We start from the raw sequence: 19707 nt of genomic DNA on the forward strand, positions 1-19707 counted from the left end.
GTGAACGCCTAGGTGAAATATAAGCCGAGTTCTGTTTATGTAGCTATTTATCTGGAGTAAATGTTACCATTTACCGCATGCGATTTACCCGAGTAGATATGAGGAAAACATAAAATCTACTTCTATTTAATCTTGCTCCTAGTGTTGGTTACTCGACTACCAATGTTGCCATTGCCATGGTGTGCTCTTACCACACCTTTTCACCCTTACCTAAAAATATTTTAGGCGGTAATTTTCTGTAGCCCTATAACTGGAGTTACCTCCGGCGGGCATTACCCGTCACTATTTTTCCTTGGAGCCCGGACTTTCCTCTGCTATGTTTATCACACAACAGCAGCTACTTATTTCACCTAGGAATTATACTTTAACATGAAAATCACAAAAGCAAAAGACAATTTCCTAACAGTCTACATATTAAAAACATTTAGACAAATAGCTAAAGGTGATATTCCGGCACATCATCACTATCCCAAGATAAGCTTTTTTCACTTTTAGACTCCGCTTCAGTTAGTCAAGAGCCTGGTCCACCGCTTGAAGACGATGAGCTACTTCTTGATCGACTACTACTTTCTACTGATATACTATTTAGCACTGTTTCAGATTGATATATAGTTCGCATTCTGTTACCAGTGGTAAAAATTTCTTCATCGCTACTTGAAGATGATCGCCTTCTATAACCCAAATCAGTTAGTTCTAATACAGGAGCAGCATTACGACCCTTAACATATCTATATGCTATGAATCCTATAATTCCAACAATACCTATTGCTCCAACCAAAGATCCCCCTATCATTCCTGCCTTATTAGACCCTATAGCAAGTTGAGTAGGTTGTGGTGAAGAAGTAGACTGAGGAAGTAAAGTCGTGGTGAATATAGGAGTTGTTGACTCTTTTGTTCTAGTACTTGGTATACTAAATACTGTTTGTGTAGTTTTCTCTGAGCTTGTTGTTGGCGCAGTTGGTTCCACTGTTACTGTGCTTGTTTGAGTCGTTGACTCTGTTGAAGGTTTATTCGTTGTAGAAGTAGGTGCAACGGCTTCTGTTGTTGGCTTCACTGTTACTGTACTTGTTTGAGTCGTTGACTCTGTTGAAGGTTTACTCATCGTAGAAGTCGACGCACCAGTCGCTGCTGTAGGTTTTACAGTACTTATTTCAGTTTCCGAAGGCACATTAGTTGACGTTGCAGTAATCGTGGTTGCTTGTGAAGTAGCAGTTGTTTTTGTTGCTGTTGTTGGCTCCACTGTTACTGTACTTGTTTGAGTCGTTGACTCTGTTGAAGGTTTATTCATTGTAGAAGTAGGTGCAACGGCTTCCGTTGTCAATTTAGTAGTCTTCACAGCGTCGGTTTCTGCTGTGCTAGTAATTGCAGCAGTCGGCGTCTTCTTAGAAGTCACAACCGTTTCTGCAACAGTTATAGGAGCCACGGTACTACTAGAAATAATATCTGGCGTTAATCGACCGTTAATGATATTAACAAAATCACTGAGAGTTTTGATGCTATTTGCCGGTATTATTGTTGCTTCAGAAGATTTTCCAGAGCCGTTTTGATTAAAAGTTACAATATTTTCTCCACTTACCGCAGTTACGATAAAACCACCCTGACCGTTGCCTTTAATATATAATTGCTCTATAGGATCTGTAAATTGATAGATAGGAAAATCTGACACTGATCCATTTTTAAGTAGAGTTGCTATATGTAACCTCTGCTCATTAGCTGATTGGTCATTTTCAAGAAAAGCAACTAGATCATTTCCTTCCGTTTGTTCAACATACTGCAAAAAGCTTATTTCATGTTCTCTAGAAAGAGATAGTGCTTTATTATCTATTTGACCTTTTCGATTACCAAGTAAAAAGCCATTAACTCTATCCTTCAGACCCTGAATCACTTTAGCCATATCAAATTTAAAAATACGTGTTTTTCTCACCTCTTGATTTTCCTTAGTAATCCTTTTGCTCACTTGCGAATAAAGCATCGTGTTTCCATTTAATGCCAATTGCCCCTGATTATCAAAATTGAACAATTTTCTTTCTGTAACACCTTTTTCTCCAGTCAATACCTTAAATTTTCCGCTCTCGCTTGACTTTAAGTACCAAGAAACTAAAGTTTGATCCTTTAAGTTATGGGCGATTACAATTACGTCACCATTACCAACTTTCACTGCTCTTGGTTGAAAGTAACTATTGCCCACATTTGCAAGACTATTATTATCAATATTCTTTTGTAATTTTCTTTTATCTAAATGTTCAACTGAAGGAGTATTAACTGATTGTTTAATTCCGTAAGTGTTAAAAGATAAGCCTTTAACGCATTTTTCTCCTTCTTCGCTAATTCCTTCTTCAGGAAAGATAACTCCAACTTTATCTATTTCAGCTGAATCTTCTATTAATGTGAGAGATAATTGATCTTTGAATTCATTTGCTACGCTGATATTTGTACCACATTCGTATGTTTTTGATTGATATAATGGACTAATAAGTAATTTTACTTTACTGCTCCCATTACCATTATCTTGATAGCTGAGTCCGTAAGCAACTCCATTCCCCTCAATTAATTCTACGTTTGTTGGATTAAAACCTATCGCTTCTTTAATTTCCGGTGTATTTGAGTTGATCCCGAGCAATCTTCTTAATATAGACATAATTTTATTTAAAATATTAATAAAATGCTATTATGATTACTCCTGTGTGTTAATGTCAATGAAAATTTTAACTAAAATTAAAAAATTAATATAATATTTTATACTAAAAGGTAAATATAAGCTTGAAGAGGGCTAAGAAGCTTTATGCTATTTCTCAAAAAACCAACAATTGCAATCATTGGTTCTACAGGTATAATCTGTTAAAGTTTACACGAGTCTCATGAATGATAGAAAAAGAAGAGCAGTTTAGTTTTACATCAGAAAACCTCAAGAAAGCGGGAAAGTTTATAGAGATGTATCCCAAAGGTAGAGAAGGTAGTGCTGTTATGCCTTTACTATATCTGGTTCAAGAGCAATGCGGATGGGTTTCTGAATCTGCTATGCGTTATGTTGCTGATATGCTGCATATTCCACATATTCGTGTATATGAAGTGGCAAATTTTTACACCATGTATAATTTAAAACCAGTAGGCAAATATCTAATACAAATTTGTAGAACAACTCCTTGCTGGTTGTGCAATAGTGAAGAAGTTTTAAATACCTTTAAAAAAAAACTTGGAATCAATATCGGTGAGACTACTAAAGATAATTTGTTCACTTTAAAAGAAGTTGAATGCCTAGGTGCATGCGTTAATGCTCCCGTTGTGCAGATCAATAATGACTTCTATGAAAATCTTACTCCTGAGAAAGTAGAAAACATCATAACAGAACTTTCAGGCAAATAGATGAAAGAAGAATTTTCATTCAAGAGAATCAAGCAATCAGGTTCTGCAAGAGTTGGAACAATTAAAACTCCAAATGGAAGCGTAGAAACCCCCGCTTTTATATTCTGCGCAACAAAAGCTGCAATTAAAGCTGCAGATATTGAAAGAATAAGTGAAGCTGGTACCCAAATCATACTTTCCAACACCTATCACCTAATGCTTCAACCAGGAGAGAATACTGTTGCAAAACTTGGTGGTTTGCGCAAGATGATAGGATGGAATGGGCCAATGCTAACTGACTCAGGTGGATATCAGATATTTAGCTTAGGCCACGGATCAGTTTCGGAAGAGATAAAAGGAATAAGAAAAAAACAAAAAACTTTGATCAAAATTAATGAGGATGGGGCAATTTTCCGTTCTTACATTAATGGTAAAATTTATTGCTTAACTCCTGAAAAATCTGTACAAATTCAACAGAAATTAGGTGCAGATTTAATCCTAGTTTTAGATGAATGCACTCCATTTCACGTAAGCAAAGAATACACAGCAAAATCAATGCTCATGAGCCACAGATGGGCTGAACGTTCTTTAAATGAATTTGAAAAAAACAATAATGGCAAGCAGGCACTGTATGGAATTAGTCAAGGCGGAGTGTATCAAGATTTACGTAGAGAAAGTTGTGATTTTATCAACGATTTGCCATTTTTTGGTCAAGCAATAGGTGGATCACTTGGTCAAAGTAAAGAGCAGATGCATGATGTAGTTTCTTTCACTATGGACCACCTGAAAAAAGACAGGCCTACTCATTTGCTTGGTATTGGTGGAATTGTGGACATCTTTCGCGGAGTAGAGCTTGGAATTGACACGTTTGATTGCGTGCATCCAACCCGCTTAGCAAGGCATGGTGGCGCACTTGTTAAAGTAAAAAACAGAAATTCTATTTCTTCAAAGTGCAAAGAGCATATTAATTTGCGGAATCAACGATTTGAGCTGGACAACAACCCAATTGAAAGTGACTGTTTATGTTTTACCTGCAGAAAACATTCAAGAGCTTATATACACCATTTACTGAAAGCTAAAGAGCTCCTGGCTTACACGCTCGTTACCATTCATAATATTTTCTTTATGAATAAGTTAATGGCATCAATAAGGCAGGCTATATTAGATGATAGGCTAGATCGGGAGAAAAATAATTGGATTAGTGAGACACCACTACACTGTGAATTATACACCTAGTTCATATTTTTCTACGCTTATTTTATATTCCCTAAAACAGAAAAAGCCTTCCTCTTCCTACTCTTTCTTCCTTGGCTAATCCATAGTTAGCGTTTTTTGCACATGTGCGTTGCATTTTTTAATCTTCTTTAAAAACTTGACAATACATGACAACACTGGTATGTTAAAAATATAGTTTTTGTGAGGTATTTATGGTTAACAATAAAGAAAAACATCAAATAGCGTTTTGCGTTTCAGCCGTTACATTCTTAGCTGGGTTATCATTAATCGCAACTGCAATTGCAGTGGGTACCGTACCTGCTATAGCTGCTTGTCTAGTGATAGGAGGAATTTTGACTGTCTTGTCTGGTGTGCAAGCAGTAGAAAGCTATTTATTTTTACGAAACAGCGAGAAAACTTTGAATAAACTGATAAGTAATATACGCGATGAACCAGAAAGCAAACTTTTTATAGAAAGGATTTTGCAACCGTTCATTGAACTTTTTAGTGAGCTTAAGCAACATAATTAAAGTACACTAAGCTTTAAGCATAGAAACCACTTTATCGTAACTTGGCAATGATTCAATTTCTCCAATTGCAGCTAGAGTGGTTTTTTCATGCTGAGATAACAATTCTTCTGCTGCTTTTTTTACGTTAGCAGTGGTAACTGCACTAATTTTTTCTATTAATTCATTTTTACTGATGTACCTATTATAGTTACCGTAGTAGTGTCCCAATGTTTCAGCACGTGAGCTAACACTTTCGCGTGACATTAAAATTTGGGATTTTACTCGCTCTTTCACTCTATTTACTTCTTCTTCCTTCAGATCATCTGTAGACAACTTCTTCAACTCTGTCGTTATAGATTTTAAAAGCTTATCTAAGTTACTACTGTCTGTACCAGCAAAAATGGAAAACATTCCTGTATTAGTATAGCTGGAATTAAATGAATAAACAGAGTAAGCTAATCCCTGCTTTTCCCTTACTTCCTGAAATAAACGTGATGACATTCCGCTCCCTAATATAGAATCAAGCACTTGAAACGTGTGATATTTATCGTCATGGCGAGAAACACTAGGTAGACCAATTAGCAAGTGTACCTGATCTAATTTACGATGTTCTAAATACTCACCACCAGTACAGCTCGCATTTTGGCTTTTTTTCAGCTTTTTAGAATGAATCTTTGAGAGAAAATCTTTGGTTAATGCAACAACTTCTTCATGTTCAACATTTCCTGCAACGGCAAATAGCATATTCTCACCAAAGTAATGCTCATTTATGTAATTATCTAGATCTCCTCGAGTAAAAGATTTTACAGTATTTTGCGTGCCTAAGATTGACCTACCAAATGGTTGGTCTTTATAAGCTGCCTCAAAATATTTGTCGAAAATAATGTCACTTGGTGAATCATTAGTTTGAAAAATCTCTTGTATTACAACACCCTTCTCACGTTCCAATTCATCTTCTGGAAACGTGGAATTCATCAATATATCTATTAATATATCAATACCAGTTTTTATGTCTTTCTTGAGGACTTTTGCATAATAGGTGGTGCTTTCCCTACCGGTGCTAGCGTTGAAAACTCCACCTATGTCATCAAAAGCTTTTGCAATTTCAAAGGCAGTTCTTGTCTTCGTCCCTTTGAAAGCCATGTGTTCTAAAAAATGGGATATTCCATTTTGCTTTGCACTTTCTGCTCTACTGCCAACACCAACTCGTATGCTTAAAGCTACGGAATCAATATCACGCACCTGCTCAGTTATTATGCGCAGACCATTATCTAATTTTGTTACCCGGGGTATATTCATCTCATATATTCTTCTAAGTTCTCTTCTGCAAAATCCCAATTAATCAAATGATCAAGGAAAACTTTTATGTAGTCAATTCTACGGTTTTGACAATCTAAATAATAGGCGTGCTCCCACACATCCATAGTGAGTAGTGGCACTTGGCCATAAATTATTGGCAAATCTGCATTTGGAGTCTTGGTGATTTTGAGCTTTCCTAACCTACCTTTTTCGAGCACTAACCATACCCATCCACTGCCAAACTGGCTTACTCCATGACTCGAAAATTCTTCATAAAATTTATCAAAGCCACCGATATCGTCTTGAATTTTTTTTGCTAGAAGACTACCATCTTTAGGCTTACCACCACCATTTTTTTTCATTGAATTCCAATAAAAAGTATGGTTCCAAACTTGTGCTGCATTATTAAATATAGGCAAGTTGCCGCTATTACCATGCACTTTTGTTATTAATTCCTCAATTTTTACATGTTGATAATCCGTATTTTCAACTAGCTCATTGAGTTTATTTAAATATCCTTTATGGTGCTTATCATAATGAAAATCTAAGGTTTTTGCAGATATATAAGGCTCCAAAGCTGTTTTATCGTATGGTAATTCAGGTAAAGTAAAACTCATAAAAACCTCTTTATTTCTAACCTACTTGGATGGTAGGGCAATATATGCTTTTGTGCAACATATAATTAATAGCTAAAACATTTAGGTATCTATTGCATTATTCTAAATTATACTACAATAACGATTATTATATAAGCCATAGAAATGGATTAAATGCAAAAGTTACTTGACACCCTTCGCCAACCCCCTTATCATGAAACTGAAGCTATTGTATTTGCTTTCGCCAATCTGCAGATTAAAAGGTAAGGATTACTTAATGTATCGGCGTCTTATGTTCAATTTTTTGCAGTATATAGATACTGTATGTCTTTACAAAACTTCATCTACATCTAGGTTTTTATCTAAATAAGCTGAACGCGCTTATAAAGCGTTACAAGACATCAAAAAATGCCAATACTCGACAGAGATAGTAAAAGACTAGCTAACTCGGGGATTCTTTGTCTTTTTTTCTGCTTAGTAAATTTCTTAAACATTTGCAGCGTAAGTTAGTTGCAATTAAAAGCGGCTGAATCTCGCTTGTCAAGCGTTTAAAACATAAAAAACGCCAATATTTTAAAGCGGATAATAACCCCAGGGCTTCTTTTGCCTTTTTTTTCATTTGGTAAATTTCTTAATATTTATAGCTAAACAACAACCGTCATCCCGCTACGTGTTAGCGGGATCTATGCTTTGAGATACCGCGAATGAATCGCGGTATGACGGTGTAATGATGGTTAAGTAATTCGTCATTCCGCTACGTGTTAGCGGGATCTAGAGATACCGTGACGGTATGACAAGGGAGAACAGTTGTATTCCTGCACAATTTATTCTCATGACAAAAACGTCTTAACTTTCTCTCTACTTTTTCTGGGTAAGGTCAATTTTGTGAAAAAATGGATTGAATTATAGGTAGATTTGGCTATTATTTGTAATACATGGGTATTGGATAAAATGTTTGAATTTAGTTCTGTGCTGCTAGCTCGAATTCAGTTTGCCTTCACAATAGGCTTTCACATTATATTTCCTGCTTTCACGATCGGGCTTGCAAGTTTTCTAGCCTTTTTGGAATGGTGTTGGCTTAAGACTGGTGATACACGTTTCCGTGATGTTTATAAATTCTGGATCAAGATTTTTGCCGTTGCTTTTGGCATGGGAGTGGTATCTGGAGTTGTAATGTCATATCAACTTGGTACCAATTGGTCGATTTTTTCTGACCGCATAGCCAATGTTCTCGGCCCTCTATTTTCCTTTGAGGTTTTAACAGCCTTTTTTCTGGAGGCATCTTTTTTGAGTATTATGCTATTTGGATGGAATAGAGTAAGTTCTCGTATGCACTTTGCTTCTACTTGTATTGTTGCAGTGGGAACGCTTATTTCAGCTTTTTGGATTATTGCGGCCAACAGTTGGATGCAAACACCCGCTGGATTCACGATTGGTGAGAATGGTCTCCTATATCCAACCAATTGGTTAGAGATTATTTTTAATCCTTCTTTCCCTTATCGCTTTATTCATATGGTAACAGCAGCCTATCTTACAACAGCTTTTGTGGTTGGTGGTGTAGGAGCATTTTATCTTTGGAGAAAACGACATGCTCCTCAAGCAAGAATTATGCTTGGTATGGCAACCATTATGGTAGCTTTAGCTGCACCATTTCAGCTGTTCATGGGAGATAGGCATGGATTAAATACACTAAAGCATCAACCTGCTAAGATTGCTGCAATGGAAGGTATATGGGAAACCGAAAAAGGGGCTGGCTTACTTTTATTTGCTTATCCGGATCAGCAAAATGAAATTAATCACTACGAGATAAAAATTCCTAATCTTGCCAGCTTGATCTTAACACATGATTTTTTAGGAGAAGTAAAAGGATTAAAGGAATGGAAAAAAGAAGATAGACCACCTGTAGTATGGGTATTCTGGTCCTTCCGTATAATGGTTGGAGTTGGAATTTTAATGATCATAATTGGGTCAGTAAGTGTTATACAGTATCTTCGTGGCAAATTATTCCAAAGTTGTTTCTTACATGGATGGTGGATATCAATGATGCCGTCTGGGTTCATAGCGTTACTTGCAGGTTGGTTTACTACTGAAATTGGCCGTCAACCTTACACTGTATATGGAATTATGCGCACAATTGAATCATTTTCATCTGCGATTACCGGTCCTCAGGTTGCATGGTCTTTGATTGCATTTATCGTTATGTATACCCTTATATTTGGAGCAGGTAGTTACTATATTCTGAAACTTATATACAAAGGAATTCCTGTCATTAAAGAAGAAGAGCAATTTTATAAACACGGTATTGGAGCTTCAGTGATTGATGCTGGTACATCTGGAAAGGACAACAATCATGTTTGATTTTTCTTCCTTAATTAATTTACCCCTAATCTGGGGATTACTAATTGCCATAGCTGTTTTACTGTATATTTTAATGGATGGGTTTGATTTAGGTATTGGTATTTTACTTCCTTTTGCACCGTCAGATAAATGCCGTGATCACATGATAAGCTCAATTGCACCATTTTGGGATGGAAACGAAACATGGTTGGTATTGGGTGGTGGAGGGTTGTTTGCTGCTTTTCCTCTTGCATATTCAATATTAATGCCTGCTTTTTATATTCCAATCATTATTATGCTGCTTGGCCTTATAGTGCGCGGAGTATCCTTTGAGTTTCGTTTTAAGGCAGAAGGAAAATACAGGCGATTATGGGATTATGCCTTTCATTTTGGGTCACTTGGTGCTGCATTTTGCCAAGGCATGATTTTAGGTGCATTTATACATGGTGTAGAAGTAAACGGACGCAACTTTTCTGGTGGCCAATTTGATTGGGCAAGTGCTTTTAGTGTAATGACAGGCATTGCTGTGATATTTGGATATGCACTTTTAGGTTCTACATGGCTCATAATGAAGACAGAAAATATAACACAAGAATGGGCACGCAAGGTTGCTTCTTATACGCTTGGTTTTGTAGGTATTTTCATGGGACTAGTGAGTGTAGTGACACCATTTTTAAATGAACGTATTAAAAACTTTTGGTTTAGCATGCCAAATTTTTATTATTTATTTTCTATTCCATTACTCACATCTTGGCTATTTTTCATGCTGTGGTTTGATCTTCAGAATACTAAACGGGAGTACCGTCCATTCTTTCTCAGTATTGCTATTTTTTTTATGGGATATTTAGGTTTAGGAATTAGTATCTACCCATGGATTATACCTTTTCAATATACCATTCTGGATGCAGCTGCTTCTGGGCCAAGTTTATCTTTAATGCTCATTGTTATAATACCGCTTTTACCAATCATTTTAACTTACACTGGTTATTGCTATTATGTCTTTCGTGGAAAATCAAATTATGAACACACATATTAAGGAGTTAGTGACCTTATGGTTAAAACGTTACCCTTAAATCAAGCAGTCGTTCAGGCAATGGCGTCAACTCAAGAGCCTTCATTAGCAAACCCTCCTATGGATTTTCTGAAAAGTTTTTGAGTATATTGTATTTTTAATTTGTAGAATAAGTTTTTTTCCTTTTTGCATGCTAACCAAAAAGGGTTCTGTCATCCTTCTTGTCATATAAGTAGCTTGACGCGGGCATTCAGTTTTCTTTATAATTTTCTTTGTGAAAGAACAAAAATGCTTATTTGTAACCATAGCTGGCTTACCAAATGCTGGGAAGTCTACATTAATTAACAGCATCATAGGCAAGAAAATTGCAATTGTCACCCCTAAAGTGCAAACAACAAGGACGCAAATAAGGGGTGTTGCAACATGCAACAACACACAAATTGTCTTTACTGACTCCCCAGGAATTTTCTCAGCAGAAACAAAACTTGAAAAAGCTTTAGTCAAATCTGCATGGTCGGCAGTTAAGGATAGTGACATCACTTTGTTGCTTGTTGATGTAAGCAATTATTTGAAAAATATAGAAAGAATTAAGACTATATTTATGCGGCTGCAGCGCACAAAAGGCAGATGCATTTTGGTTATCAATAAAACTGATTTGGTAAAAAGGCCTGAATTAAAGATGGCGCATGAGCATCTGAATTTGCTTTATAAATTTGAAAAGGTTTTTATGATATCAGCATTAAAGAATGATGGACTTTCTGATTTGATGAATTACTTGTCTGAAGTTGCATCGGTGAGCCCCTGGTTTTATGAAGAAGATCAAATAACCGATTCCTCGACAAATTTTTTATCAGCAGAAATTACGAGAGAAAAATTATTCTTGAACTTGCGTGAAGAATTGCCATACTCTACAGCTGTTATAACTGAACAATTTGAGGAAAAAAAAGATAAGAGTTTAGTCATCAAACAGATCATATTTGTGTTGAAAGATAGTCATAAAAAAATAGTACTAGGAAAAGATGGCAGTAATATTAAAAAAATTAATATCGAAGCGCGTGCTGAACTAGAAAAATTATTTGAGTGCAAGGTACACCTCTTTTTATTTGTGAAAGTGCGACCTTGGATCGACCGTCCGGAGGAGTATATAGGCAATGCTTAATTCTTTATTGGTATTTGATATTGAAACTATACCAGATGTAAATTCCTGCAAAAATTTACTCAATATTAGTGATGATAGTAGTGTAGAAGAGAAGAGGGATGCATTAACAAAATATCATCTTGAAATAACAAACGGGCAAAACTCTTTTCTGCGTCAGCCTTTTCACCTTGTTGTAGTTATTAGTTTTTTACTTTGCAATATAAGCTACCAGAGTGGTTATGAGGTGTTCACACTGCAAGAAATAAGATCTGGAGGCACACTAAATTCCAGTGAAAAGGAGCTAGTGAAAGGATTTTTTAACTACATATCAGAGAAAAAGCCAAGATTAGTTTCGTTCAACGGACGCACTTTTGATATACCAGTGCTGAAGTATCGTGCTATGGTCCATGGCATTCAAGCAGAATATTTTCATAAAGCTGGCGATAAGTGGAATAGTTACAATCAGAGATATAGCAGTGATTGGCATTGTGATTTGCTTGAATCCCTCTCTGATTTTGGAGCTTCTGCGAGAGTAAAAATGAACGAAGTTTGTGCAGCATTTAATCTTCCTGGTAAGATTGGAGTTGATGGGTCACAAGTTATGGACTTATACGATAGCGGCAAGATACAAGAGATTCGAGATTATTGTGAAACAGATGTAATTAACACTTATTTGATTTACTTAAGGTTCATGCATCATCAGGGAAGGATTACTACTGAAAGCTACAACAAAAGTGTGGAAGAGCTACTTTTAGAGTGCGAAAAAAAAGAATACCTAAAGAAATTTAAAGAAGAATGGCAAATAACTTGTGGTGGAAAAATTTTACTTCCATAGAATAAATAGTCGAGTTATAATGCACTAACAAGCGAACCTCTGTACTAAATTTTGGTTAATATACACGTTGAGCATATTAAGAAAGTTGCTTTTAAGGTATTGCATTTTACTTTTATTTTCGTTATAAGGTTGCTTTAAGTTGAATTTTCAACATTTTTATACTATTTACATTTAAGATATGATTTCGAAATTTTTTGGGGGCACTTCATGAAAAAGTCTATGTATACTAGAACTGCTCTAGTTTCTTTATTAACTTTATGTTCTTTCAGCAGTTTTGCAGCTGACTTTCCTGATGAGAGTATGAAGGAAATAAAAAAGCAAGAGAGCACAAAAACTTCTGGAAAAGTGGAAGTTATGAAAACATCAAATAAAAAACTGAAAGAAAAGATGGACAGAATATGTAATGCTGATCCAAGAAAAAAAGCTGAAGAGCTTAAGAAAAAAGAGGAGCTAAGATTAGCAGCCGAGCAGAAGAAAAAAGAGGAGATCAGGCTAGCAAATGAGAAAAAAGCAAAGCTTATAGAGGATTCAAAAGCGAAAGCTCTAAACGCTAAGAATTCTAATATAGAAAAAGGTAAAGTTTCAAAAACTAAGCGTTCTAAAACTAAGAATGCTAAAGTTGAAGCTAAAGATGTAAAGAAGGATATAAAAGTTGTTAACAAAAATACAGAGGAAAAAGGTAAGGCAAGTCCTGTTGTTTCAGTTGGTGGAGTTGATATTATCGATACCAATCAAGGGCAAAGTAATTTAAGAATAACTTTTGGTGGTGTTGTTGATGCTCAAGGTTATGGCAAAGCTGGACCAAGTGGCGCAGATTATAAACGTTATAACGTTATGCCAAACAGATCTACAGAGTATTATAATGCCACTCCAGATATAACAAGAGGAGCAAATCCAATATTCTATGAAGGAATAGGAAATATTGGTGATTACAGCAACGATATGGGTATGATTGCTGATGCAATATTGCACCTCAGAGCAGAAAATAAGAATGAAGATTTAGGTCTTCTTTATGGTGCTGACGTGCAGTTTCATGTTCCAGTGACCGAAGGTAAGGGAGCTTCACAGGGTGTTTATGCTGCAAAAGGCAGAAGTGCGCATGTGTTTGTTAACTCAAAATATGGTGACGTGAAGCTTGGTTACCAATTTGGTCCTGAGGCTCTGATGAGGCTTGATGCAACAAGAATTGCGACTGTTGACGGAGCTGCAGATAGTGACTGGTTCAGAAAAGTGAACTTAGAAGGAAGCGCTGCTAGCTTTCCATTTTATGTAACACCACGTCTTTACACTGAAAGTTTTTCGAGTGAAAGTGAAAAATTCTCTTTCCGCATGGCAGGGAAATATAACAAAGGCGTTATGACTACACTGCCATTTAGAGTTGCTTACTACTCACCAAATTATATGGGCGCAAGATTTGGTATCAGCTACTCACCTCGTTATGATAGTGGTTTGTTTACTGTAAAAGAAACAGTTTCAGAAGATAAAGGCGGTAAGATAGAACATAAGGAAACGATAAAGCATGTCGGCCCAGACTATGAGCACATAGTAAGTGCTGGTGCATCATATGAATATGACTTTGATAAACATAACATAAAAGTTAAAACTTCTGCAGTTGGTGAATATGGCTTTCCAAAGCAACCAAGTAAAGATAAGCATCTTTATAAGGAATTTGTGGAGTATAATGACCTGATGGGTGTTAATTTTGGTGTAAGCGCTGATTATAAGATTAATGAAGATCAAGGCGTAAAGTTTGCTGCCTCTTTTGCATACTTGGGCAAATCTGGTCAACCGAAGGGTATTAAAAAATTAATTGGTGATACCTACACGGAAATTGATAGTAAAGATGCTACTGATGGCAAAAGAGTGGAAGGGCTGAAAGCTCAATTTGGTAAAGATAGTATAGATACCATGTATTGGACTGTAGGAGCTGGGTATCAACATGAGAATATCTACACAAGTTTGACGTATTTTGGCAGCAGAATGAATGACAAAGATATGCTTCATGATGGTGCACTTGGCGTTCAATATGATCTGTCTCCTGCATGCAGTAAGAGCAAATTTGTTCCTTACGCAGCTCTCCATTATTTTATGACTAACGAAACAGGTAAGCTGAAAGATGAGTCTGATGCTGATGTACCTTCTAACCAAGGAATTCTCCTTCTTACTGGTGTGAAGTTTTCTTTCTAACCAGCCAGTACACACCACAGTTAACTGTGGTGTATTCTTGTCTGTTAGTGTTTATTTGTCGATCAAATAAACATATGGTGTCCTCTCTCCTGTCATCCCAGTGCGTGACACACAACTGTACGAACATTGTGATTTGAGGACACTCCACCAAGAAGGATGTCATCCCAGTGCCCAGACACTGGGATCCAGCTTTCCATGCAACTTCATCAAAAGCGTTTATTCAGCATAAGATCAGCCACTTTTTATGCTCACCAAATCAGTTTGCTTACTTACAAGCAAAATTTCCTGGATTCCAGTGTCAAGCACTGGAATGACACCCTATGGTCACCGGAATGACGCTTTATGGCTACTTAGATGATGAGAAAAGAACACACTGCCCTTATTCTACTGGCCGTATAGCTACTTTCAAATTTAATCAATTAAGCAGGAGGCCCCTATGCAAACCACACTAAAAAATCATTTAGCTGGAGAATTACTTACCACCGCTACGTGCTGGAAATTAAAGCTCGCAGGTGGAGAAGTAATGGGATTCACTGACTATGATGAAGATTTAAATATTGATAATATACTCTATAAATCTTCAAGTGGATTTACAGCCAGTAGTATAATATTAAACAGCGATTTGAAAACTGATAATCTAGAAATTGAAGGGATATTAAATAGTGCTGATATTAAAGAAGAAGATGTTTTATCAGGAAAGTACGACTTTGCAAATATTGAAATATTTCTTGTGAATTATAAAGACTTGACCCAGGGAACAATGAATCTACATTCAGGAATTTTTGGTAAAGTGACATTAAGTAGTGGAAGATTTATTGTTGAAATTAGAGGGCTTTCAGCAAAGCTTGAGAGAAGCATAGCAGAATTATACTCTCCTGCATGCAGAGCACAATTTTGCGATGATAAATGTAAAGCCGATACTAAAAAATTTAGTAAAATAAGTACAATCACTAAAGTAATAGACGAAAGAAGATTTGAAGACACGAATTTAACTGAGAGTGATGAATATTATAAGCACGGAGTAGTAAAATTCTTTGGCTCAATAGCGTTTGAAGGTGTAGTAAAAGAATATAAAAATAAAGTAGTTACGTTGTTTACTTCGCCTCCATACCAAATTTTTGCTGGAGATAAATATTCAATACTCGCAGGTTGCGATAAAACATTTCCAACTTGCAGAAGCAAGTTTAACAATACTGTGAATTTTCGTGGTGAACCCTATATACCAGGTTTTTATATTGTTTAGCAGTACAATTTTCAATATTATGAATAAGCATGGAAAGGTGGCTGAGTGGTCTAAAGCACACGCTTGGAAAGCGTGCACATATGAAAATATGTCGGGGGTTCGAATCCCCCCTTTTCCGTATGTTACTTCTAGAATAGTATAAAACCCCCGGTCGCGCACACAACTGTACGAACATTGTAATATGGTACAATGTTACAACTATGCGGTGGTAATTTACGATAAATTCATGTAGCCATTTCAAATTTAGCCATACCAATGTCAGTAAATTGATTAAGCAAATAACACTTGAGTAGCAGTTCCTTCCCACGATTAATTTCAGATTTGTTCCGAAAATTAAACCCGAATGTTTGTTTCAGTCGCGAGAAAAAACTTTCTACATAAGATCTTTTTCCGTAGTTTGTTTGCCTTTTCCACCTCTTCATTCCATCTTCGCTGTATGACTTTATTAGTCTAATTGCAGCATTTCTCTCTGCCATACTTTGGATGCTCTGCTGCATTGTTTTTTTGGAGGAATTTTTGTCTTTATGCCGCATTCATCACACAATTTATAGAGTTTATGTCTGTCATATGCTCTGTCTGCATATAGTGCTTTTATGGCATGCTGAAAATTAACTCCTTTAAGTAAATCGCAAGCTCCATAGTGATCAGACCGTTACTGTATTTTGCAGCTATGGCTTTTTTGCTGTTTATATTCAACATTACATGCAATTTTCTTGTCTGTTCATAACCACGATATTTTCTGTCAGCGCTATTTTCCTTGCTGTGTGTTGTTATAAATGCTGATGCTTGTGCTATCTATGGCAATTTCGATATCTTCCATATTATTTTTATCAATTCTGCAATCATTGATCTTAATATTAAGTTTTTTTTGAAGCTTGCGAATAGCTGATAACTGCTAAATCTCTTCCTATTTGTTGCAAATATCCTTTTATAAACCCGACTGTTTGTCTTAAGCCAATTCTAAAAAGATTAACGATTATATGCACTAAAATCACAACTTTATCACTATAAATATAGTTGCCGCCCTGCATTTTTGGACTATTTTCATACCAATTTTCGATAGCTTTATCGATGTAACGAAAAATATTTCCTCTTTTTTCTAGAAATTTGTTATATTCATGGCAGTTACTAACTCTCATTTTTTGTGGCATATTTTTCCTTAAGCGGTTAAATGGCTATTTTATAATGAATTTTGTCAGTAGCCACCAGATTTTTTCAGTTGCGATGCAACAGAGCCATCCCAGTGTCAAGCACTGGGATGACAGGAAAAGAGGCTATTTGGATGACATCTTTCTTCTTGGTATAAATTACTTTTATATCTCAATGTTCGTACAGCTATGCACGTTGCCGCATAGTGGATGAGGTGTACTACCTCTAAGAGTATACATTATCTCACATAATAATATAATATTTCGTTCATAAATCAACGTTTTTAACATGCAGCAAGAACATTTCCGTTGTAATTAAGGTTCTTAAGATGTATATTAATGAATCTTGTTTTCAATAAATAATGAAAGTAATAATTGTCATGATAATGTTATTGTGTAGCAGTTACACAATGGCAAGCGAGAGAATAAGTCTAGTGGATAAAAAACTATCTCAAGGATATGTAGCTCCAGTGCTTACAGAAGATAGCGTTATTTTATCAGACAAGCACGGCGCTTTATATTCCTTTGATATTGATAACTCAAAGGCTATGAATTGGAAATTACACCTCTCACACAGAAAAAAAATTAGTAACATGAGCCTATTGCGTCACAGAGGAAACGTTTTCTTTATAGTGGATAACGTTCTACACACAATAGATGCAAAAACCGGCGAGATTCAGTGGGAAAAAGAATTGAGAGCTCCAGTAAGAGGGAAAGCAGCAGTAATAAACAATAAATTGGTAGTATTGACTATTGATAATTATCTGTACGTGTTTGATATAAAAGATGGCAGCTTCGTTTGGACTTATCAAAACGGCATCAATGAGGTTCGAGGTTTGTATTCCATATCGCCAGCAATTTCTAATGATAAAATAATAGCACCATTTTCAAATGGTGAGTTAATAGCTTTTAATGAAGACGGTAAAAAATTGTGGAGCCAAAAATTGGCTACAAACCTTTTGGATACACAGCTCACAGATGTAACTACTACACCGAGAGTGCTTGGCGATACTTTAATAGCTACAAATAATTCTTATATTTATAGCATTGACGTGAAATCAGGAAATATTTTATGGTCAAAGTCACTGCAAGTAAAAAGTGTATCAGACATTGAGTCATATTATAGTCCTCTTATTCCTGCAGAGAAACAAAAAGAAGGCGGAAGAATTTTTATAGTTACTAAAGACGATAAAATAATTGGCCTGGATATAAAAAATGGAGAAACAGTCTGGGCATCTGATTTAATAGAAAATACGCAATTGTTTGCTCCAATTATGCATGCCCATACACTGTGGGTGACAAGCAATAAAGGTTCAATGTTTGCTTTTCCGGGATCTGAAAGTGCAGGAAAGGTAGTCAAAGTACCTGGTAATGTGTTTCACACTCCAGTGTTTACTCGCAATAAGATATATGTAACAACTGAGGGAAAAGGTGTTTATTCTTTAGAAAATAGGTTTGTTTTTTATGACTGATTATGATTTAATTGTTATAGGTGGTGGCCCAGGAGGCTATAAGTGTGCTATCGCTGCTGCAAAACTTGGATTGAAAGTTGCCTGCATAGATAAAAATAGCATTTTTGGTGGTACATGCTTGCGAGTTGGATGCATACCTTCCAAAGCACTACTTCATTCTTCCTATCAGTATGCTCACACGAAAAATGATCTGTCGAAGCTTGGCATAAAAATTAAGGATGCAAGTTTCGATTTAAAAGAAATGCTAGGCTATAAGGACGCCAGAGTTCAGGAACTTGGAAAAGGTATAGAATATCTGTTTAACCTTCACAAAATCACTAAAATCAATGGGCTTGCTTCTTTTGACCAAGGTAATCTTGAAGTTTCAGTTGAAGGTAAGGTGCTGAAGACAAAAAATATAGTAATTGCAACCGGTTCTGACGTTATTTCTTTGCCAGGAATTAATATCGATGAGAAAAGTATTATTTCATCAACTGGTGCATTATCTTTAACTGAAGTACCAAAAAAACTTGTCGTAATCGGAGCCGGGGCAATAGGGCTTGAAATGTCTTCTGTATGGAGGAGGCTAGGGTCTGAAGTCACTGTAGTAGAATTTTTTGACAGAATCGCTGCAGCAATGGATGGAGAATTAAGTAAGTCTCTACTTTCTAGTCTACAAAAACAAGGAATAAAATTTTTACTTAGCACTAAAGTTGAGGAGATAAAACAAAGTAGTAATTCTTTGAGTGTGAAAGTTTGCTCTGTAAAAGATAATCAAACAAACACTATAGAGGCGGATAAGGTATTGGTGGCAGCAGGACGCAAACCATGCACTGAGAATCTTGGTATTGATGAAAAAATAGAAAAAGATAATCGCGGTTTCGTTCAAGTTAACAACAGATATGAAACTAATGTGAAAGGAATATTTGCTATTGGTGATGTGATCGGTGGAGCAATGCTTGCTCATAAAGCAGAGGAAGAAGGAGTGGCAGTTGCAGAGATAATAGCAGGACAGTCACCTCACGTTGATTATGGAATCATACCATCTGTCATTTACACTCACCCTGCGGTTTCTTCGATTGGTAAAACCGAAGAGGAACTCAAAAATGCTGGCCGTAAGTACAAAGTTGGTAAATGTCAATTTGCTGCAAACGGCAGAGCAAAAATCACTGATGATGCTGAAGGATTCGTGAAAGTGCTGACTTGTAGCAGAGCAGATACAATACTAGGTGTGCATATCATAGGAGCATACGCTGATACGCTAATCAACGAAGCAGCAGTTGCAATGGCATATAGCGCAGCAGCAGAGGATATATACAGAATTTGTCACTCTCATCCTGATATAAATGAAGCCTTTCGAGATGCGTGCATCGATGCTTTCTTTAAAAAATAATT

Annotated in this window: 17 protein-coding genes, 1 tRNA gene and 1 other RNA gene; 12 read left to right on the forward strand and 7 right to left on the reverse strand. The window is 36.1% G+C overall.

Features of this window, described 5'->3' with window-relative positions; genetic code table 11:
* Window positions 1-4 precede the first annotated feature (4 nt).
* Together rnpB and ACFEL3_RS05355 are read right to left on the reverse strand one after the other, a co-directional pair.
* Window positions 5-354, reverse strand: an RNA gene (gene rnpB, locus ACFEL3_RS05350) — RNase P RNA component class A.
* Between the two features lie 157 nt (window positions 355-511).
* Window positions 512-2638, reverse strand: coding sequence for a hypothetical protein (locus ACFEL3_RS05355; RefSeq protein WP_095742742.1), 2127 nt, complete (start codon window positions 2636-2638; stop codon window positions 512-514).
* Between the two features lie 224 nt (window positions 2639-2862).
* Here ACFEL3_RS05355 and nuoE point away from each other — a divergent pair, with 224 nt between their 5' ends.
* The 3 genes from nuoE to ACFEL3_RS05370 all read left to right on the forward strand — a co-directional run bounded on the left by nuoE (window position 2863) and on the right by ACFEL3_RS05370 (window position 5087).
* A complete protein-coding gene (gene nuoE, locus ACFEL3_RS05360; protein WP_010962799.1) occupies window positions 2863-3363 on the forward strand; it encodes an NADH-quinone oxidoreductase subunit NuoE in 501 nt (166 codons plus the stop codon).
* Window positions 3364-4578 carry a tRNA guanosine(34) transglycosylase Tgt gene (gene tgt, locus ACFEL3_RS05365; RefSeq protein WP_010082445.1) on the forward strand — a complete coding sequence of 405 codons (1215 nt, stop codon included), beginning with the start codon at window positions 3364-3366 and terminating at the stop codon, window positions 4576-4578. It abuts the gene before it with no gap.
* 191 nt (window positions 4579-4769) lie between these two features.
* The gene (locus ACFEL3_RS05370; RefSeq protein ID WP_010082444.1) at window positions 4770-5087 is read left to right on the forward strand and encodes a hypothetical protein; all 318 of its coding nucleotides are present in this window, start codon (window positions 4770-4772) and stop codon (window positions 5085-5087) included.
* A 6-nt stretch (window positions 5088-5093) separates the two neighbouring features.
* Here ACFEL3_RS05370 and ACFEL3_RS05375 read toward each other — a convergent pair whose 3' ends face one another.
* Window positions 5094-6365, reverse strand: a complete 1272-nt coding sequence (locus ACFEL3_RS05375) for a M16 family metallopeptidase (RefSeq protein ID WP_010962800.1) — start codon at window positions 6363-6365, stop codon at window positions 5094-5096.
* A complete protein-coding gene (locus ACFEL3_RS05380; protein WP_010082437.1) occupies window positions 6362-6982 on the reverse strand; it encodes a superoxide dismutase in 621 nt (206 codons plus the stop codon). Before ACFEL3_RS05380 ends, ACFEL3_RS05375 begins: the two co-directional genes overlap by 4 nt.
* A 930-nt stretch (window positions 6983-7912) precedes the next feature.
* Here ACFEL3_RS05380 and ACFEL3_RS05385 point away from each other — a divergent pair.
* The 7 genes from ACFEL3_RS05385 to ACFEL3_RS05415 all read left to right on the forward strand — a co-directional run bounded on the left by ACFEL3_RS05385 (window position 7913) and on the right by ACFEL3_RS05415 (window position 15831).
* Complete coding sequence (locus tag ACFEL3_RS05385) at window positions 7913-9319, forward strand: cytochrome ubiquinol oxidase subunit I (protein ID WP_138264951.1); 1407 nt, start codon at window positions 7913-7915, stop codon at window positions 9317-9319.
* Window positions 9312-10334, forward strand: coding sequence for a cytochrome d ubiquinol oxidase subunit II (cydB, locus tag ACFEL3_RS05390; protein WP_010962802.1), 1023 nt, complete (start codon window positions 9312-9314; stop codon window positions 10332-10334). The genes ACFEL3_RS05385 and cydB overlap by 8 nt, the downstream gene beginning before the upstream one ends.
* Window positions 10335-10584: 250 nt before the next feature.
* A complete protein-coding gene (era, locus tag ACFEL3_RS05395) occupies window positions 10585-11469 on the forward strand; it encodes a GTPase Era (protein ID WP_010082484.1) in 885 nt (294 codons plus the stop codon).
* Complete coding sequence (locus ACFEL3_RS05400; protein WP_006279435.1) at window positions 11462-12283, forward strand: 3'-5' exonuclease; 822 nt, start codon at window positions 11462-11464, stop codon at window positions 12281-12283. The genes era and ACFEL3_RS05400 overlap by 8 nt, the downstream gene beginning before the upstream one ends.
* A 207-nt stretch (window positions 12284-12490) precedes the next feature.
* Window positions 12491-14470, forward strand: coding sequence for a porin (locus ACFEL3_RS05405; protein WP_010962806.1), 1980 nt, complete (start codon window positions 12491-12493; stop codon window positions 14468-14470).
* A 436-nt stretch (window positions 14471-14906) separates the two neighbouring features.
* The gene (locus tag ACFEL3_RS05410) at window positions 14907-15713 is read left to right on the forward strand and encodes a DUF2163 domain-containing protein (protein ID WP_010962809.1); all 807 of its coding nucleotides are present in this window, start codon (window positions 14907-14909) and stop codon (window positions 15711-15713) included.
* Between the two features lie 31 nt (window positions 15714-15744).
* A tRNA-Ser gene (locus ACFEL3_RS05415) sits at window positions 15745-15831 on the forward strand.
* A gap of 106 nt (window positions 15832-15937) precedes the next feature.
* Here the strand turns inward: ACFEL3_RS05415 and ACFEL3_RS05420 are convergent.
* The 3 genes from ACFEL3_RS05420 to ACFEL3_RS05430 form a co-directional block, all read right to left on the reverse strand.
* Entirely contained in the window at window positions 15938-16210 is a 273-nt protein-coding gene (locus ACFEL3_RS05420; protein ID WP_227738602.1) for a hypothetical protein, read from the reverse strand.
* A complete protein-coding gene (locus ACFEL3_RS05425; RefSeq protein ID WP_285520262.1) occupies window positions 16159-16308 on the reverse strand; it encodes a hypothetical protein in 150 nt (49 codons plus the stop codon). Before ACFEL3_RS05425 ends, ACFEL3_RS05420 begins: the two co-directional genes overlap by 52 nt.
* A gap of 262 nt (window positions 16309-16570) precedes the next feature.
* Entirely contained in the window at window positions 16571-16864 is a 294-nt protein-coding gene (locus ACFEL3_RS05430; RefSeq protein ID WP_080717625.1) for a transposase, read from the reverse strand.
* A 359-nt stretch (window positions 16865-17223) separates the two neighbouring features.
* Here ACFEL3_RS05430 and ACFEL3_RS05435 point away from each other — a divergent pair, with 359 nt between their 5' ends.
* Window positions 17224-18333 carry a PQQ-binding-like beta-propeller repeat protein gene (locus ACFEL3_RS05435; RefSeq protein WP_038228167.1) on the forward strand — a complete coding sequence of 370 codons (1110 nt, stop codon included), beginning with the start codon at window positions 17224-17226 and terminating at the stop codon, window positions 18331-18333.
* Window positions 18326-19705, forward strand: coding sequence for a dihydrolipoyl dehydrogenase (lpdA, locus tag ACFEL3_RS05440; RefSeq protein WP_010082459.1), 1380 nt, complete (start codon window positions 18326-18328; stop codon window positions 19703-19705). Before ACFEL3_RS05435 ends, lpdA begins: the two co-directional genes overlap by 8 nt.
* Window positions 19706-19707 lie beyond the last annotated feature (2 nt).

Source organism: Wolbachia endosymbiont (group A) of Opomyza germinationis (assembly GCF_964264765.1).
GTDB classification, from domain to species: Bacteria; Pseudomonadota; Alphaproteobacteria; order Rickettsiales; family Anaplasmataceae; genus Wolbachia; species Wolbachia pipientis.

Excerpts from the sequence above, each read along its gene's own strand:
- ACFEL3_RS05400 (WP_006279435.1), top strand. The coding sequence starts at position 11,462 with ATGCTTAATTCTTTATTGGTATTTGATATTGAAACTATACCAGATGTA.
- lpdA (WP_010082459.1), top strand. The coding sequence starts at position 18,326 with ATGACTGATTATGATTTAATTGTTATAGGTGGTGGCCCAGGAGGCTAT.
- tgt (WP_010082445.1), top strand. The coding sequence starts at position 3,364 with ATGAAAGAAGAATTTTCATTCAAGAGAATCAAGCAATCAGGTTCTGCA.
- ACFEL3_RS05420 (WP_227738602.1), bottom strand. The coding sequence starts at position 16,210 with ATGCAGCAGAGCATCCAAAGTATGGCAGAGAGAAATGCTGCAATTAGA.
- ACFEL3_RS05375 (WP_010962800.1), bottom strand. The coding sequence starts at position 6,365 with ATGAATATACCCCGGGTAACAAAATTAGATAATGGTCTGCGCATAATA.
- ACFEL3_RS05435 (WP_038228167.1), top strand. The coding sequence starts at position 17,224 with ATGAAAGTAATAATTGTCATGATAATGTTATTGTGTAGCAGTTACACA.
- ACFEL3_RS05410 (WP_010962809.1), top strand. The coding sequence starts at position 14,907 with ATGCAAACCACACTAAAAAATCATTTAGCTGGAGAATTACTTACCACC.
- ACFEL3_RS05380 (WP_010082437.1), bottom strand. The coding sequence starts at position 6,982 with ATGAGTTTTACTTTACCTGAATTACCATACGATAAAACAGCTTTGGAG.
- ACFEL3_RS05385 (WP_138264951.1), top strand. The coding sequence starts at position 7,913 with ATGTTTGAATTTAGTTCTGTGCTGCTAGCTCGAATTCAGTTTGCCTTC.
- ACFEL3_RS05370 (WP_010082444.1), top strand. The coding sequence starts at position 4,770 with ATGGTTAACAATAAAGAAAAACATCAAATAGCGTTTTGCGTTTCAGCC.
- ACFEL3_RS05430 (WP_080717625.1), bottom strand. The coding sequence starts at position 16,864 with ATGCCACAAAAAATGAGAGTTAGTAACTGCCATGAATATAACAAATTT.
- ACFEL3_RS05405 (WP_010962806.1), top strand. The coding sequence starts at position 12,491 with ATGAAAAAGTCTATGTATACTAGAACTGCTCTAGTTTCTTTATTAACT.
- nuoE (WP_010962799.1), top strand. The coding sequence starts at position 2,863 with ATGATAGAAAAAGAAGAGCAGTTTAGTTTTACATCAGAAAACCTCAAG.
- cydB (WP_010962802.1), top strand. The coding sequence starts at position 9,312 with ATGTTTGATTTTTCTTCCTTAATTAATTTACCCCTAATCTGGGGATTA.
- ACFEL3_RS05355 (WP_095742742.1), bottom strand. The coding sequence starts at position 2,638 with ATGTCTATATTAAGAAGATTGCTCGGGATCAACTCAAATACACCGGAA.